Origin of the sequence: Flexivirga aerilata, from assembly GCF_013002715.1 — a bacterium.
GTDB classification, from domain to species: domain Bacteria; phylum Actinomycetota; class Actinomycetes; order Actinomycetales; family Dermatophilaceae; genus Flexivirga; species Flexivirga aerilata.
Genome location: NZ_JABENB010000001.1, coordinates 1789742 through 1803290, shown reverse-complemented (window position 1 = coordinate 1803290; position 13549 = coordinate 1789742). Strand labels below are relative to the sequence as shown.

Annotated in this window: 15 protein-coding genes; 5 read left to right on the top strand and 10 right to left on the bottom strand. The window is 70.4% G+C overall.

All coding sequences use genetic code 11. The annotated features are described in order from the left end of the window. Positions 1 to 9 precede the first annotated feature (9 nt). A complete protein-coding gene (locus HJ588_RS08590; protein ID WP_212755347.1) occupies positions 10 to 1041 on the top strand; it encodes an ABC transporter permease in 1032 nt (343 codons plus the stop codon). Position 1042: 1 nt separating this feature from the next. Next, the gene (locus HJ588_RS08585; protein ID WP_212755345.1) at positions 1043 to 2074 is read left to right on the top strand and encodes an ABC transporter substrate-binding protein; all 1032 of its coding nucleotides are present in this window, start codon (positions 1043 to 1045) and stop codon (positions 2072 to 2074) included. Here the strand turns inward: HJ588_RS08585 and HJ588_RS08580 are convergent. From HJ588_RS08580 to HJ588_RS08560, 5 genes are read right to left on the bottom strand one after another with little or no spacing between them, the layout of a single operon-like run. After that, complete coding sequence (locus HJ588_RS08580) at positions 2065 to 2607, bottom strand: GNAT family N-acetyltransferase (protein WP_171153988.1); 543 nt, start codon at positions 2605 to 2607, stop codon at positions 2065 to 2067. The genes HJ588_RS08585 and HJ588_RS08580 overlap by 10 nt on opposite strands. Positions 2608 to 2614: 7 nt before the next feature. Continuing rightward, positions 2615 to 2926 carry an MTH1187 family thiamine-binding protein gene (locus HJ588_RS08575; RefSeq protein ID WP_171153986.1) on the bottom strand — a complete coding sequence of 104 codons (312 nt, stop codon included), beginning with the start codon at positions 2924 to 2926 and terminating at the stop codon, positions 2615 to 2617. Positions 2927 to 2968: 42 nt separating this feature from the next. Then, positions 2969 to 4672 carry an NAD(P)/FAD-dependent oxidoreductase gene (locus HJ588_RS08570; protein ID WP_343036642.1) on the bottom strand — a complete coding sequence of 568 codons (1704 nt, stop codon included), beginning with the start codon at positions 4670 to 4672 and terminating at the stop codon, positions 2969 to 2971. 37 nt (positions 4673 to 4709) lie between these two features. Next, on the bottom strand, positions 4710 to 5669 hold the full coding sequence (gene meaB, locus HJ588_RS08565; protein ID WP_171153982.1) for a methylmalonyl Co-A mutase-associated GTPase MeaB: 960 nt from the start codon (positions 5667 to 5669) through the stop codon (positions 4710 to 4712). Positions 5670 to 5686: 17 nt separating this feature from the next. Continuing rightward, on the bottom strand, positions 5687 to 6940 hold the full coding sequence (locus HJ588_RS08560) for an acetyl-CoA C-acetyltransferase (RefSeq protein ID WP_171153981.1): 1254 nt from the start codon (positions 6938 to 6940) through the stop codon (positions 5687 to 5689). Between the two features lie 23 nt (positions 6941 to 6963). On the opposite strand from HJ588_RS08560, the gene mce reads away from it, so the two are divergent. After that, a complete protein-coding gene (gene mce, locus HJ588_RS08555; protein ID WP_171153977.1) occupies positions 6964 to 7398 on the top strand; it encodes a methylmalonyl-CoA epimerase in 435 nt (144 codons plus the stop codon). 35 nt (positions 7399 to 7433) lie between these two features. On the opposite strand, the gene HJ588_RS08550 is transcribed toward mce, so the two are convergent. The 4 genes from HJ588_RS08550 to HJ588_RS08535 form a co-directional block, all read right to left on the bottom strand. Then, positions 7434 to 7871 (bottom strand): hypothetical protein, encoded by a 438-nt coding sequence (locus HJ588_RS08550; RefSeq protein WP_171153975.1) that lies wholly within the window; start codon positions 7869 to 7871, stop codon positions 7434 to 7436. A 151-nt stretch (positions 7872 to 8022) separates the two neighbouring features. Further along, positions 8023 to 8781: an alpha/beta hydrolase gene (locus HJ588_RS08545; protein ID WP_171153973.1), complete on the bottom strand. Its 759-nt coding sequence runs from the start codon at positions 8779 to 8781 to the stop codon at positions 8023 to 8025. A 15-nt stretch (positions 8782 to 8796) separates the two neighbouring features. Further along, on the bottom strand, positions 8797 to 9051 hold the full coding sequence (locus HJ588_RS08540; protein ID WP_171153971.1) for a hypothetical protein: 255 nt from the start codon (positions 9049 to 9051) through the stop codon (positions 8797 to 8799). 84 nt (positions 9052 to 9135) lie between these two features. Continuing rightward, entirely contained in the window at positions 9136 to 10806 is a 1671-nt protein-coding gene (locus tag HJ588_RS08535; RefSeq protein ID WP_171153969.1) for a 3-hydroxybutyryl-CoA dehydrogenase, read from the bottom strand. A 91-nt stretch (positions 10807 to 10897) separates the two neighbouring features. Between HJ588_RS08535 and nucS the strand changes: the two genes are divergently transcribed. Together nucS and HJ588_RS08525 are read left to right on the top strand one after the other, a co-directional pair. Further along, positions 10898 to 11593 carry an endonuclease NucS gene (gene nucS, locus HJ588_RS08530; protein ID WP_171153967.1) on the top strand — a complete coding sequence of 232 codons (696 nt, stop codon included), beginning with the start codon at positions 10898 to 10900 and terminating at the stop codon, positions 11591 to 11593. Positions 11594 to 11601: 8 nt separating this feature from the next. After that, positions 11602 to 13116 carry a gamma-glutamyltransferase gene (locus tag HJ588_RS08525; RefSeq protein WP_171153965.1) on the top strand — a complete coding sequence of 505 codons (1515 nt, stop codon included), beginning with the start codon at positions 11602 to 11604 and terminating at the stop codon, positions 13114 to 13116. 40 nt (positions 13117 to 13156) lie between these two features. Here the strand turns inward: HJ588_RS08525 and HJ588_RS08520 are convergent, their stop codons facing one another. Beyond that, positions 13157 to 13522 carry an STAS domain-containing protein gene (locus HJ588_RS08520; RefSeq protein WP_171153963.1) on the bottom strand — a complete coding sequence of 122 codons (366 nt, stop codon included), beginning with the start codon at positions 13520 to 13522 and terminating at the stop codon, positions 13157 to 13159. Positions 13523 to 13549: the final 27 nt, after the last annotated feature.

The following is a 13549-nucleotide window of genomic DNA, read 5'->3' as shown; positions in this document are numbered from 1 at the left end:
AGCCTTTCGATGACCGAGACCGCAGGCGTGAGCCTGGAGCAGCAGAAGCCGGAGGAGCCACCGCCCGCTGCCCGCGGCATGAACCCGCAACTGCGCATGCGGTTGCAGCAACTCGCCGCGTTCGCCGGCCTGGTGATCATCACGATCTTCTTCAGCATCGCCGCCGACAACTTCCTCACCTACGACAACCTGGTCAACAACGTGCTGTTGTCGTCGGTGCTGATCGGGGTGCTGGCGATCGGCACGACGTTCGTGATCGTCACCGGCGGCATCGACCTCTCGATCGGGTGGGGCATTGCTCTGACAGGTATGGCGGCAGGCACGTTCCTGATCACCTGGGACCTGCCGCTCGGCCTCGGCCTGCTGATGACGTTGCTGGTCGGGCTGCTGCTCGGCTTCGTCAACGGCTTCAACGTCTCGATCCTCGGCATGCCGCCCTTCATCGCGACCCTGGCGATGATGCTCGTCTGCCAGGGGCTCCCCCTGGTCATCAGCGACAACGGCGCGACGATCTACCTCAACACCCAATTCCCGCCCTACGCAGACCTTTCCGGCGGCACGCTGATCCCGAAGTTCCCCAACGCGGTGCTCATCTTCCTCGTGCTCGCGGTGATCGCCTGGGTGCTGCTCAACCGCACGGTCTTCGGGCGTTACGCGGTCTCGATCGGCAGCAACGAGGAGGCCACGGCCCTCTCGGGCATCAACGTGCGCAAGTGGAAGCTGATCATCTACTCCGTCGCCGGCATCTTCACCGCGTGCGCCGGCATCCTCTCGTCCGCTCGCATCGGCGCGAGCCCGACCGCCGGTGGCGGTCTGGAGTTGCAGGCGATCGCGGCGGTCGTCATCGGCGGCACGTCGCTCGCCGGCGGCAAGGGCACGATCGTCGGCTCGGTGATCGGTGCGCTCATCATCGGCGTGCTCAACAACGGCCTGCAGATCATGGGGGTGCCGCAGGAGTGGCAGTACGTCATCCTCGGCGTGGTCATCCTGGCGGCCGTCTACGTCGACATGCTCCGCAGCAAGAACTCGGAGGTGGTCTGAGATGTCCCGCCGTATGACGAGGCCGGCCGCGGTGCTCGCGGCCGCCCTGCTCGCCACCGGCACCGCCGGGTGCATGCGAGCCAGCGACTACAAGGCGCAGGTCGCCGGCAGCGCGAACAACACCGGCGGCGTCGAGGCGGGCTGCACGCCGATCGCCAAGGGCAAGAAGCCCTATATTGCGATCATTTCCAAGGGTTTTCAGCATCAGTTCTGGCAGGCCGTCAACGCCGGCGCGAAGAAGCAGGCCGCGAAGGAGGGTGCCACGATCACCTTCAACGGCCCGGCGACCGAGGCCGAGGTGCAGGCCCAGATCGACATGCTGAAGACCGCGATCACCAAGAGCCCCGACGCGGTCGGCTTCGCGGCGCTCGACTCCAAGGCGGCCGCGCCGATCATGACCCAGCTGCAGCAGTCGAAGACACCGGTGATCGCCTTCGACTCCGGAGTCGACTCTCCGGTGCCGCTCACCACGGCCGCCACCGACAGCCGCACCGCGGCGGCGGCCGCGGCCAAGCACCTCGCCGAGAAGATCGGCTACCAGGGCACGGTCGGCCTCGTCGTGCACGACCAGACCAGCAGCTCCGGCATCGACCGGCGGGACGGCTTCGTGGACTGGATGACCAAGAACGCGCCCAAGGTCAAGCTGCTGACCCCGCAGTACGGCGGCGGCGACGTGTCGAAGTCGGCCAACCTCGCCAAGTCGCTGCTCGCCGCACACCCCGACCTGGCCGGCATCTACGGCACCAACGAGGGCGCCGCCGCCGGCGTCGTCCAGGGCGTCAAGGAAAGCGGCAACAGCAAGGTGGTCGTGGTCGGCTTCGACTCCGGCGGCGCGCAGCTGGACGCCATCCGCTCCGGCCTGGAGTATGGCGCGATCACCCAGAACCCGATCGGCATCGGCGAGCAGGTGGTCGCGTCGGCGATGAAAGCGCTGCGCTGCCAGCCGCTTCCGAAGAAGATCGACACCGGCTACTTCTGGTACGACAAGACCAACATCGACTCGCCGAAGATCAAGCCGCTGCTCTACCGCTGAGCGCCACGCACCATTCGCAGCTCGTCGCACCCGAGCTCGTCGTCGCGTTGCCGGCCGCCGTCGGGCGCGAAGCCGAGCTTGGCGTAGAACGCCTGCGCGCGCAGGTTCTGCTCCACCACCCAGAGGTATGCCGGCAGACCTCCCAGCGTCGCGTCCACCAGCTGACCGGCCACCCCGCAGCCGTGGAACTCGCGCAACACGTTGAGCGCGCCGAGCTCCTGGGCGACGGGAGCGCCCTCGTCGCGGGCGGCACCGACCTGGCAGAAGCCGGCGATGCGTCCGCTCGGCAGGTGGCGTGCCAGCCGCGACAGCTGCCGCACGCCGTCGACATCGCTGCTCCCTTCGTGCTCCCGTGCGTTGGCCACGCCGATTCGCTTGCGCCAGTGTGCGATTCGGGGCCCGAGCTCCATGGAGTCGAGGTAATCCTGGGAGAGCATGCCGGCATACGTGTCTCGCCATACCTGCATGTGCATGGCGGCAAGCTCGGGCGCGTCGGCCTCGGCGAACGGCTCGATCCGGAAGTCGCTTCTCATGCTGCGGTCAGGCACCGGGGCGGCGCAGTTGCTCCTCGATGCGTTCGACCTTCTCGGTGAGCTGACCGGTGAAGCCTTCGCGCATGTCCGCCTTGAGCACCAGGCTGACCCGCGGGCTGCGGGCCGCGACCGCCTCGCACGCGGCCTTGATGACCGCCATGCACTCGTCCCAGTCGCCCTCGATCGTGGTGAACATCGAGGTCGTCTCGTGGGGCAGGCCGGAGTCGCGCACCACCCGGATCGCATCGGCGACGGCTGCGCTCACCGAGCCGTCGGGGTCGTCGCTGGTGCCGGGTGCGATGGAGAAGGCGAAGAGCATGTCGTCAAGGCTATGCCCGCGCGCCGGGCGGTCGCTGCGGGGTCAGGCGGGCGCCACGTCCATCGGCTCGACCCGGGGCGCGATCGAGGCGAGATATGCGTGCACCGACGGGATGGCGGCCGCGCCCTCGCCGCTCGCCGACGCCACCCGCTTCATCGACCCCGACCGGATGTCGCCGGCCGCGAACACCCCGGGCACCGTGGTGCCGAGCGGCTCCGGCGGGCAGCCGTCCACCCACGACTCCATCGGCACGTCGCGGCCGGTGAGCACGAAGCCCTTGTCGTCGAGCGCGACGTCGTCGGTCAGCCAGTCGCACGACGGCAACGCCCCGAGCAGCAGGAACAAGCCCGCGCACGACTTCTGGAACTCCGCGCCGGTTTCGTTGTCCCGCAACGTGACCCACTCCAGCTTGTTGCTGCCGCCGGCGTCGACGATCTCGGCGCAGCCCTTCACGCCGATGCGCGGGTTGGCCTCGATCTCGCGGATCAGGTAGTCCGACATCGTCTCGGACAGGTCCGGCCGGCGCACCACGATCTTCACCGACCGGGCGAAGCGTGACAGGTGCACGGCGGCCTGGCCCGCGGAGTTGCCGCCGCCGACGACGATGACGTCCTTGCCCTGGCATTCGCGAGCGGCGCTGGTGGCCGCGCCGTAGTGCACGCCGAGCCCGACGAAGTCCTCGATGCGCTCGACCCCGAGCCGGCGGTAGGCGACACCGGTCGCGATGATCAGCGCGCGAGCCTGCACGTCACGGTCGGCGAGGCGCAGCGTGTGCAGGCCGCCGTCCGTCGCGAATTCGACCCCTTCGACCGGTCGCGCCGAGTAGAGCTTGGCGCCGAACCGCGAGGCCTGGGTGCGGGCCCGCTGCGCCAGCCGCATCCCGGAGATCCCGCGCGGGAAACCCAGGTAGTTGCGGATCATCGAGCTCGTGCCGGCCTGGCCGCCGATCGCCTCGGAGTCGAAGACGACTGTCGCCAGGCCCTCGGACGCGCCGTACACCGCCGCCGCCAGCCCCGCGGGCCCCGCGCCGACGACCGCCAGGTCGAAGATCTCGCCCTCGTCGAAGTCGTCCATCGCATACAGCCGCCGGCCGAGTTCGGCGATCTCCGGCTGCACCATCGGCCCGGTCAGCTGCGTGCTGACCACCGGGTATGTCGGCACACGGTCGGGCCACTCCACGTCCTCGAGGATCTGCTCCGCCACCGGTGTCTCCGGCTCGTAACTGCGGGCCGGGATGCCGAGCCGGTCGAGGAAGTCGCGGATCCGCCCGGCCGCGGCGTTGCCGGGCGGGGAGACGATCTGCACCGCTTCGATGACCGGTTTGCTCGAGCTCCACGCCCAGTCGGAGAGCAGCTCGGTGATCGCGGTGTGAAACTCCTCGTCACGCTCGCCCCGCGGCACCGCGAGCGCCGCCTCGATGCGGCCCTCGCTCTGCGCCTCGCGGAAGGTCTCACGGTTGACCTTGAACTCACCCCAGCCGTAGAGCATGACCCGCCGCGAGGTCGAGCTGACCGCGTGCAGGCAGTCCATGGTGATCAGGCCGGGCGCGTCCGGCTGGCTGAACTCGACTGCGAACAAAGCGATTTCGACGTGCTGAGCGAGCAGTGACTGCACCAGCGCCATGGCCGGACCGAGTCCACGGGCGAACTCGACCCGGTAGTCGTCGGCATAGCGGTTGAACTCGTGCTGCATCTGCTCGGCGCTCTGGTCGCCGACGAGCACGATGGCGGGCTTCGGAGGCTTCACCGGTCAACTGTATGCCGGGAGCAGCGGCCGCGCGCACTCACAGATGTTCGACGATGCGGTCCGCCGCGGTGTAGGGGTCCTGCTCACCGGCCACGACCGCCTCGGCGAGAGCGGCGAGGTCGCCCGCGCCGTCCAGCGTGCCCATGCGCATCCGCAGGGTGCGCACCGCGATCGCCTCGATCTCCTCGGCCGCGCGGCGCTCCCGGCGCTGCTGGAGCGTGCCGGTCTCCTGCAGCCACTCCCAGTGCTTGTCGAGCGCCGCGACCACGTCGGCGAGACCGTCACCCTTCTCGGCGACGAGCTTCTCCACCGGCGGCCGCCACTGCCCTGCCTCCTTGCGCTCGCCGAGGCTGATCATGCCCCGGATGTCGCGCATCGTGACGTCGACGCCGTCGCGATCGGCCTTGTTGACCACGAAGACGTCGCCGATCTCGAGGATGCCGGCCTTCGCCGCCTGGATGCCGTCGCCCATGCCGGGCGCGAGCAGCACCATCGTGGTGTCGGCGAGCGCCGCCACCTCGACCTCGCTCTGCCCGACCCCGACGGTCTCGAGGAAGATCACGTCGCAGCCGGCCGCATCGAGCACGCGCAGCGCCTGCGGCGTCGCCCACGACAGGCCGCCGAGGTGACCGCGACTGGCCATCGACCGCATGTAGACGCCGTCGTCGAGCGCGTGGTCGATCAGCCGGATGCGGTCGCCGAGCAGCGCCCCGCCGGAGAACGGCGAGCTCGGGTCGACCGCGAGCACCCCCACCCGCAGGCCGCGGGCCCGCATCGCGCCGACGAGGGCGCTGGTGGTGGTCGACTTGCCGACACCGGGACTGCCGGTGAGGCCGATGATGTGCGCATTCCCGGTGTATGGCGCAAGCCGCTCCATCACCTCGCGCAACGCCGGATCGGCGTTCTCGACCAGCGTGATCAGTCGCGCGACGGCGCGCGGCTGACCGGCTCGGGCGGCTTCGACGAGCGCCGGCACGTCGGGCTGGCGCCGCGACATCCTGCTCAGGGCGACCCTCAGGACTGACCGGACAGCGAGGTCTCGCTGTCCAGCTCGACCCGCTGCGGCACCCGCACGATGAGCGCGTCGCCCTGGCCGCCGCCACCGCACAGTGCGGCAGCGCCGACACCGCCGCCGCGGCGGGCCAGCTCGAGCGCGAGGTGCAGGGTGATGCGGGCCCCCGACATACCGATCGGGTGGCCCATGGCGATCGCGCCGCCGTTGACGTTGACGATCTCGGGGTCGACGCCGAGCTCGCGGGTCGACACGATGCCGACCGCCGCGAACGCCTCGTTGATCTCGATCAGGTTGAGGTCGGCGGGCTTGATGCCCTCCTTGTCGCACGCGGCGACGATGGCGTTGGCCGGCTGCGACTGCAGGCTCGAGTCGGGACCGGCGACGACGCCGTGCGCGCCGATCTCGGCCAGCCACGGCAGACCCAGCTCGTCGGCCTTGGCCTTGCTCATCACCACGACGGCGGCGGCGCCGTCCGAGATCGGCGAGCTGGAGCCGGCGGTGATCGTGCCGTCCTTGGCGAAGGCAGGCCGGAGCGCGGCCAGGCCCTCGGCAGTGGTCTCGGGACGGATGCCCTCGTCGGCGCGGAACTCGATCGGGTCACCCTTGCGCTGCGGGATCTCGACCGTGACGACCTCGTCATCGAAAATGCCGTCCTTCCACGCGCGGGCGGCGAGCTGGTGGCTGCGGGCGCCGAAGGCGTCCTGCTCCTCGCGGGTCACCGCGCGGTCGCCGACGTTGGCCTGCTCGGTGAGCGCGCCCATCGGCTGGTCGGTGAAGGCGTCCCACAGGCCGTCGTGCGCCATGTGGTCCTTCATCGTGACGTCGCCGTACTTGTATCCGCCGCGGCTGCCCGGCAGGTAGTGCGGCGCCGCGCTCATCGACTCCTGGCCGCCGGCGACCACGACGTCGAACTCGCCTGCGCGAATCAGCTGTGCTGCCAACGCAATTGCGTCGACACCGGACAAGCAGACCTTGTTGATCGTGAGGGACGGGACGGTCATCGGGATGCCGGCCTTCTCGGCGGCCTGGCGGGCCGGCATCTGCCCGGCGCCCGCGGTGAGGACCTGGCCCATGATGACGTACTGCACCTGGTCGGCCGGGACGCCGGCCTTGTCGAGCGCGCCCTTGATCGCGAAGCCGCCGAGGTCGGCACCGCTGAAGCCGGCGAGCGAGCCCTGCAGCTTGCCCATGGGCGTGCGGGCTCCGGCGACGAGGACGGGGGTGCGGTCGGCAGAGGCGTCAGGCTGTGTCATGCGTCTCATTTTAGGCTGTCCCCATGAGCGCCCTTCCCTCGCACCTGTTCGAGAGCATCGACCACGTCGGCATCGCGGTGCCCGACTACGACGCAGCCATCGCCTTCTACACCGGCGTGCTCGGTATGACGGTGACCCACGAGGAGACCAACGAGGATCAGGGCGTGCGGGAGGCGATGGTCGCGCCGGGCGCGGAGCCGGGCGCGGCACTGCAGATCCTCGCCCCGCTCTCGCCGGAGTCGACGATCGCCAAGTTCCTCGACCGTTCGGGCCCCGGGCTGCAGCAGCTGGCCTACCGGGTGCGGTCGGTCGAGGAGGTCAGTGCCGCGCTGCGCGAGCGCGGCCTGCGGCTGCTGTATGACGAGCCGCGGCGCGGCACCGCCGGGAGCAGGATCAACTTCGTGCACCCGAAGGACGCCGGCGGGGTGCTGGTGGAGTTGGTCGAGCCCGCCCGCTGAGCGGGCCCGACCAACTCGCCTGGGGCCGCAGGCGATCAGATCGAGACGTAGAACGTGGCGGTCTTGGTCTGACCGCACACCTCGTAGGTGATCGTCGCGTCGCCGTTGGCGTTGTTGGACCGCGAGACGTTCAGGGTCACCGTCGACGTCCCCGGCGAGGCCGGGAAGGTCGAGGGGTCCGTCGGGCCCCAGACACCGCTGTTCGGCCCGGTGATCGACAGGATCGTCACGGTCTGTTCGGTGCCGCTGTTGTTCACCACCGTCACGTCCATGCCGACCGTCATCTCCGGCGGCACCTTCGCACCGCCCGGCACGCTCAGCGTGACGTCGCACGTCGCGGGCGACGCGCTGGCCGCGGGCGCTCCCGCGGCGAGGGCGACGACCGGCACGGACCACGCCGCACCCTTGGCGACGGTGCGTCGCGTGACCGCGTCCCGCCCGGACCGACGCGACTGACTGGACTGATTGACCATGTGTTTTCCCCACCCGTAGTCGAAACGATTGCCGATTCGGTTGAATCGGCAACCAGTGACCATACGGATGTCATGGTCGGTCGTCTAGTCCAAACTGGTCATTTGGCTGAGACGACTGTCTTTTGTCGAACGTTGTCGGGGCTTCTCTTGGTCAACTGCTCGCACTCACCACCAGCCCGGCCGGCACCTCGGTCGGCAGCGGCGTGGCGACCTCGGGAGCGACCGTGCGCACGATCTCGTCCAGCACGCGGCGCACGTAGTGCTCCCCCACCCAGAGGTGCTTGGCACCGTCGACACCGACGACCCGGGCCTGCGGGATCGCGGCGAAGCGCGCGGCCGCCTCGGCCGGCCGGAGGTAGTCGTCGAACTCCGGCACCAGGCAGACCACCGGTTTGCCCGCCTCCGCCCAGGTGGCCAGGTGCTCCGGCTGCGAGAAGCGCAGCGGCGGCGACAGCAGGATCAGCCCCTCGATCGACGGGTCGTTGCCGTACATCAGCGCCAGGTCGGTGCCGAACGACCAGCCGACCAGCCATTTGCGCGGCAGCGCCGGTGCGTCGGCGAACTCGGCATACTCGATGGCGGCCGCCACGTCATAGCGCTCGGCGTCGCCGCCGTCGAAGCTGCCCTCGGACGTCCCGCGCGGCGAGCTCACCCCACGCAGGTTGAAGCGCAGCACGGCGAGATCGGCCAGTGCCGGCAGCCGGTAGGACGCCTTCTTGAAGACGTGACTGTCCATGAAGCCGCCGTGGGTCGGCAGCGGGTGCAGGGTCACCAGCGTCGCGCGGGGCGGCCGGTCGGCCGGCACGGCGAGCTCGCCGACGAGGCCGAGCCCGTCCGCGGTCTCCAGGTCGATCTCACGACGGTCGGCGGAAAGCAGTGTGTTCGCTCGGATTTCGACGAGCTCATCCATCGGTCGGTCCTTCACTCATCTCCAGGAGCCACGGGGCGGGCGTCGGTCCCGTGCCGCCCAGCAGGCGGTGTGCCAATGTCGTCGGTCGGAGACGTCGCCCAACCCGTCATCCGGCCACACCACGACGTGTGCCACCGCGGAGGACAGCGACTGCTGACATCCGGGGCACACGTAGTGGCGTCCACTGCTGTTGCCGCGCACCTCACGCACCCGCCACGACCGCCCGAGATAGCTCTCGGTGCGCACCCCGGCGTCGAGCAGCCGCGACACGTCCGGCCCCTTCGCGGGCGACGGACGACCGCGGCCGCCTCGCGCGCGGTCAGGGCGGTTTCGGCGCGGCACGGTGCGGCGCTCTCAGGCCAGGAAGGGACGCCCGGCGGCCGCGTGCTCCAGCAGCAGCGGGTCCGGCGCGGCGACCGGCTCGATCGCACTCTGCTCGGCAAGGCCTTCCGCGACCGGCACCGCACCGAGTTGGTCGAGGATGGCGAAAAGCCCTGTCGGATAACCGCATCCGGCGGTCATTGCGGTGTCGACGTCCTGCGGGGTGGCGTAGCCGGCATCGACCATCGCCACGGCGTCGTTGAGGTGCTGGAAGAGCAACGCGTCGACGACCAGGCCGGGCCTGGCCGGGCCGACGACGGGCACCAGACCGGCCGCCTCGAAGGTCGCCCGCACCTGCGTCACCTGGTCGGCGGTGGCGTCGAGCGGCACGCCGATCTCGGCCACCTGGCCACCCTTGGTCTCCTGGTGCAGCCGCACCGGCAGCACGGTCACGCCCTCCTCGAGGCCGCCCTCGAGGGCGAGCTCGCTGGCTTCGTCGACGGCGAGCACGACGGTGCTCGCGTCGAGCACCTCGGCGACCTCCGGGAACCAGTTGCCCGGCGCCGCTCCCCCGCAGCAGGCGCAGTCGCTCGCGTCGGCGTCGTCGTCGGCCACCAGGCAGGCGCCGGCGTTGCACTCGTCGCAGTCGGCTTCGTCGCCACCGGTGAGCAACACCAGCGGCATCCCCTTCAGTCCTTCGACATCGGCCTCGGGGTCGTCGACGACGGTGACCTCGGCCCCCGCCTTGCGGAGCGCGTCCGCGAAAGCCGTTGCCACCTCACCGGTTCCGACGACCGCCGCCTTGGTGAAGGGCGATGCCTGCGGCGCCTGCTCCTCGGCGGCCTGCTCGCCGTAGTCGTAGAAACCCTGGCCGGTCTTGCGACCGAGCCGGCCGGCGAGGACGAGCTGCTGCAACAGCGCAGGAGGCGCGTCACTCGGGCGCTTCGTCGCGTCATACATGACGTCGCAGACCTCCTTGACCACGTCGAGCCCGACGAGGTCGCTCAGCGTCAACGGGCCCATCGGCAGGCCGATGCCGACGCGGGCGGCGTTGTCGAGGTCCTCCCGGCTGACCTTGCCGGTCTCATAGAGACGGATCGCGCGGGCGAGGTAGGGGATGAGCAGCGCGTTGGCCACGAAGCCCGCTCGGTCACCGACCACGACCGGCTTCTTGCCGAGCTGTATGGCGAGCTCGCGCACCTGGTCGACCACGGCCGGGTCGACCAGCACCGTGCGGATCACCTCGACCAGCGCGAGCACCGGGGCCGGGTTGAAGAAGTGCATGCCGACGACGCGCTCCGGGTGCTCGGTCGCCGCCGCGATCGCGGTCAGCGACAGGCTGGAGGTGTTGGAGGCGAGGATCGCATCCGGCCGCACGATGCCGTCGAGCGTGCCGAAGATGGCGTTCTTGATCTCCATCCGCTCCGGCACGGCCTCGATCACCAGGTCGGCGTCGGCGAGGTCCTGCAGGTCGGAGGTGAAGGTGATCCGGCCGAGCGTCTCGTCCCGAGCCGACTGCTCCAGCTTGCCCTTGGCAACCGCACGGTCGAGCGACTTTGTGACGAATCCCTTTCCGCGCTCGGCGAGTTCGGGGGTGTTGTCAACCGCGTAGACGCGCTTGCCGGCCTTGGCGAAGACCTCGACGATGCCGGCACCCATGGTGCCCAGCCCGATCACACCGACGGTGGAGATGTCAGAAACCATGCGGCCAGTCTGACAGCCGGGGCATCGACGGCTGCGCCACGGTGGTCGCCGCGGCGCCGTAGCCGGCGCGCGGGCATTAGGGTGGCTCTCCGTGCGCGTTGTGATTGCCCGGTGCAGCGTCGACTACGTCGGCCGTCTGACCGCCCACCTGCCGCTCGCCACCCGGCTGCTGATGGTCAAGGCCGACGGTTCGGTGCTGATCCACAGTGACGGCGGGTCCTACAAGCCGCTCAACTGGATGTCGCCGCCGTGCTCGATGGCGCAGCTCGACCCGACGGACGACGAGCGCGAGGAGGGCGTGGTCGCGGTCTGGTCGGTGCAGCACGCGAAGTCCGAGGACCGGCTGCACGTGCGCATCCACGAGATCCAGCACGACTCCAGTCACGACCTCGGGGTCGATCCCGGTCTGGTCAAGGACGGCGTCGAGGCGCAGTTGCAGGCGCTGCTCGCCGAGCACATCCACACCCTCGGCGACGGCTACAGCATGATCCGTCGTGAATACATGACCGCGATCGGGCCGGTCGACATCATGTGCCGTGACTCCTCCGGCGCCACGGTCGCCGTCGAGATCAAGCGGCGCGGCGACATCGACGGCGTGGAGCAGCTGACCCGCTACCTCGAGCTGCTCAACCGCGACCCGCACCTGGCCCCGGTGACCGGCGTCTTCGCCGCGCAGCTGATCAAACCGCAGGCACGCGTGCTCGCCGAGGATCGCGGGATCCGTTGCGTCACACTGGATTACGAGGCTCTCAAGGGCATGGACGACGCCGAAGCGCGCCTCTTCTAGGACCCCGTATGACGAGAGCCGCGATCGCCGCACCCAACGCCCTCGCCGCGCAGGCCGGCCTCGACGTCGTCGCGCTCGGCGGCACCGCGGTCGACGCCGCGATCGCGGCCCAGGCGGTCACCTATGTCACCGAGCCCGGGATCGTGAGCGCCCTGGGCGGTGCCTTCGTCAACGTCTGGCCGGCGGGCGGAGCCCCGGAGGTCGTGGACGGCAACTGCGAGATGCCCGGTCGAGACGCGACCCCGGACCGCTTCGGTCAAGGGCTGCGGCAGATCGACCTGGACTACGGCGGCGGCATCACGGTCTTCGCCGGCGCCGGATCCGCAGCAACACCAGGGTCTTTCGCCGCCTACGAGCTCGCCCGCACACGCTTCGGCAAAGCGAGCTGGGCGGACATCCTCGCCCCGGCGATCGACGCCGCGCGCCGCGGCTTCCGGGTCGGCCAGGCAGCCGGCAGCTATCTGCAGCTGGTCGGCGCCGAGCTCTACGGCTTCGACCCGGTCACCCGCGCTCAGCACTTCGACGGTGGCCGGCCGGTGGGGCCGGGCACGCTGCTGACGAACGACGACCTCGCGAGGTCAATGGAAATCGTTGCCGCGGAGGGTGTTTCGGCGCTCTACACCGGTGACCTCGGGCGGACGATCGCCGATCACGTGAGCGCCGAGGGCGGGCTGATCGGCCGTGCGGACCTCTCGGCATACGAAGCGGTGTGCCGACCCGCGAGCCGCGCGACGGTCGGCGACTGGGACGTCGCGCTCAACCCGCCGCCGTCGATCGGCGGTCCGGTGCTCACCGCGATGCTGCGCCTGATCAGCGAGCGCGGCCACGACCCCAAGACGCTGATCGAGATCCAGCGACAGGTGCTCAGTTATCGGGCCGCCCACCTCGACCTCGCACACGACCTGCGGATCGCTGGCAACGAGCTGCTGCTCGCGCTGGAGACGACCGGCCTGGAGTCGCTGCCGACCAGCACCGACACCGCACACGTGTCGGTCGTCGACGGCGACGGCACGGCCTGCGCGATCACGACCTCGGCGGGCTACTCCTCGGGAGTGACCGTGCCCGGCACGGGCCTGGTGCTCAACAACTGCCTCGGCGAGCCCGAGCTCAACCGCCTCGGGTTGCACGCGCTCCCGCCGGGCACCCGCCTCGCCTCCAACATGGCACCGACCACGGCGCGGAGCAGCGCAGGAGTGACGCTGGCGATCGGCAGCCCGGGCGCCGACCGCATCACGACCGCGCTCTCCCAGGTGATCGCGCGCTACTGCCTCACCGGGGCCGACCTGCAGGCGGCGATCGACGCACCCCGCCTGCACGTGCAGCGCAAGGGCGACGACGTGCAGGTCGACCACGAGCCGGACGCCGCGATCACCGCGGCGATCCGGGAGCTGGGCTACCGCGACGTCGAGCATCCGCCGCTCGCCATGTACTTCGGCGGGGTCGGCGCGGCATACCGCACCGCGCAGGGCGACCTCGCGGCCGCCGGTGACCCGCGTCGCGCGGCGGCGACCGCGGTGTCCTGACCGGCGGTGATCAGGCAGGCGGTCAGGTCGGCCACGTCCGTCAGGCGGGAAGCGTCGCCGGCGTCGAGAGCGACGTGCGGCCGAGCGGGATGACCCGGCTCAGCTTCGTCGCCCGCATCAGTCGCTCCAGACGCGCCGAGCCGTCGGCCAGCACCAGCTTGCGGCCGGCCCGCATCGCGCGGTGGTGCGCACCGACGATCACGCCGAGGCCGGTGGCGTCGCCGATCTCGGCACCGCCGAGATGCAGCACCAGATCCCCGGCGCCGTCGTCGATGGCCCGGCTGAGCGCATTGCGCACGTCCGCCACGGAATGCACGTCGAGCGCGCCGTGCACCGCGAGTTCGTTGCCGGGCCGGAGCACTTCAATGGTGGTCGAGTTTGGTTCGCGATCCCCCGACCGAGCCATCGTCTTGCCACCTTTCCTGTTGTGAGC

Bases quoted from the DNA above. Each gene is read 5' to 3' on its own strand.
- HJ588_RS08585 (WP_212755345.1), top strand. From the start codon at position 1,043: ATGTCCCGCCGTATGACGAGGCCGGCCGCGGTGCTCGCGGCCGCCCTG.
- HJ588_RS08580 (WP_171153988.1), bottom strand. From the start codon at position 2,607: ATGAGAAGCGACTTCCGGATCGAGCCGTTCGCCGAGGCCGACGCGCCC.
- HJ588_RS08590 (WP_212755347.1), top strand. From the start codon at position 10: ATGACCGAGACCGCAGGCGTGAGCCTGGAGCAGCAGAAGCCGGAGGAG.
- HJ588_RS08535 (WP_171153969.1), bottom strand. From the start codon at position 10,806: ATGGTTTCTGACATCTCCACCGTCGGTGTGATCGGGCTGGGCACCATG.
- HJ588_RS08545 (WP_171153973.1), bottom strand. From the start codon at position 8,781: ATGGATGAGCTCGTCGAAATCCGAGCGAACACACTGCTTTCCGCCGAC.
- HJ588_RS08525 (WP_171153965.1), top strand. From the start codon at position 11,602: ATGACGAGAGCCGCGATCGCCGCACCCAACGCCCTCGCCGCGCAGGCC.
- HJ588_RS08560 (WP_171153981.1), bottom strand. From the start codon at position 6,940: ATGACACAGCCTGACGCCTCTGCCGACCGCACCCCCGTCCTCGTCGCC.
- HJ588_RS08575 (WP_171153986.1), bottom strand. From the start codon at position 2,926: ATGCTCTTCGCCTTCTCCATCGCACCCGGCACCAGCGACGACCCCGAC.
- meaB (WP_171153982.1), bottom strand. From the start codon at position 5,669: ATGTCGCGGCGCCAGCCCGACGTGCCGGCGCTCGTCGAAGCCGCCCGA.
- HJ588_RS08520 (WP_171153963.1), bottom strand. From the start codon at position 13,522: ATGGCTCGGTCGGGGGATCGCGAACCAAACTCGACCACCATTGAAGTG.
- HJ588_RS08550 (WP_171153975.1), bottom strand. From the start codon at position 7,871: ATGGTCAATCAGTCCAGTCAGTCGCGTCGGTCCGGGCGGGACGCGGTC.
- mce (WP_171153977.1), top strand. From the start codon at position 6,964: ATGAGCGCCCTTCCCTCGCACCTGTTCGAGAGCATCGACCACGTCGGC.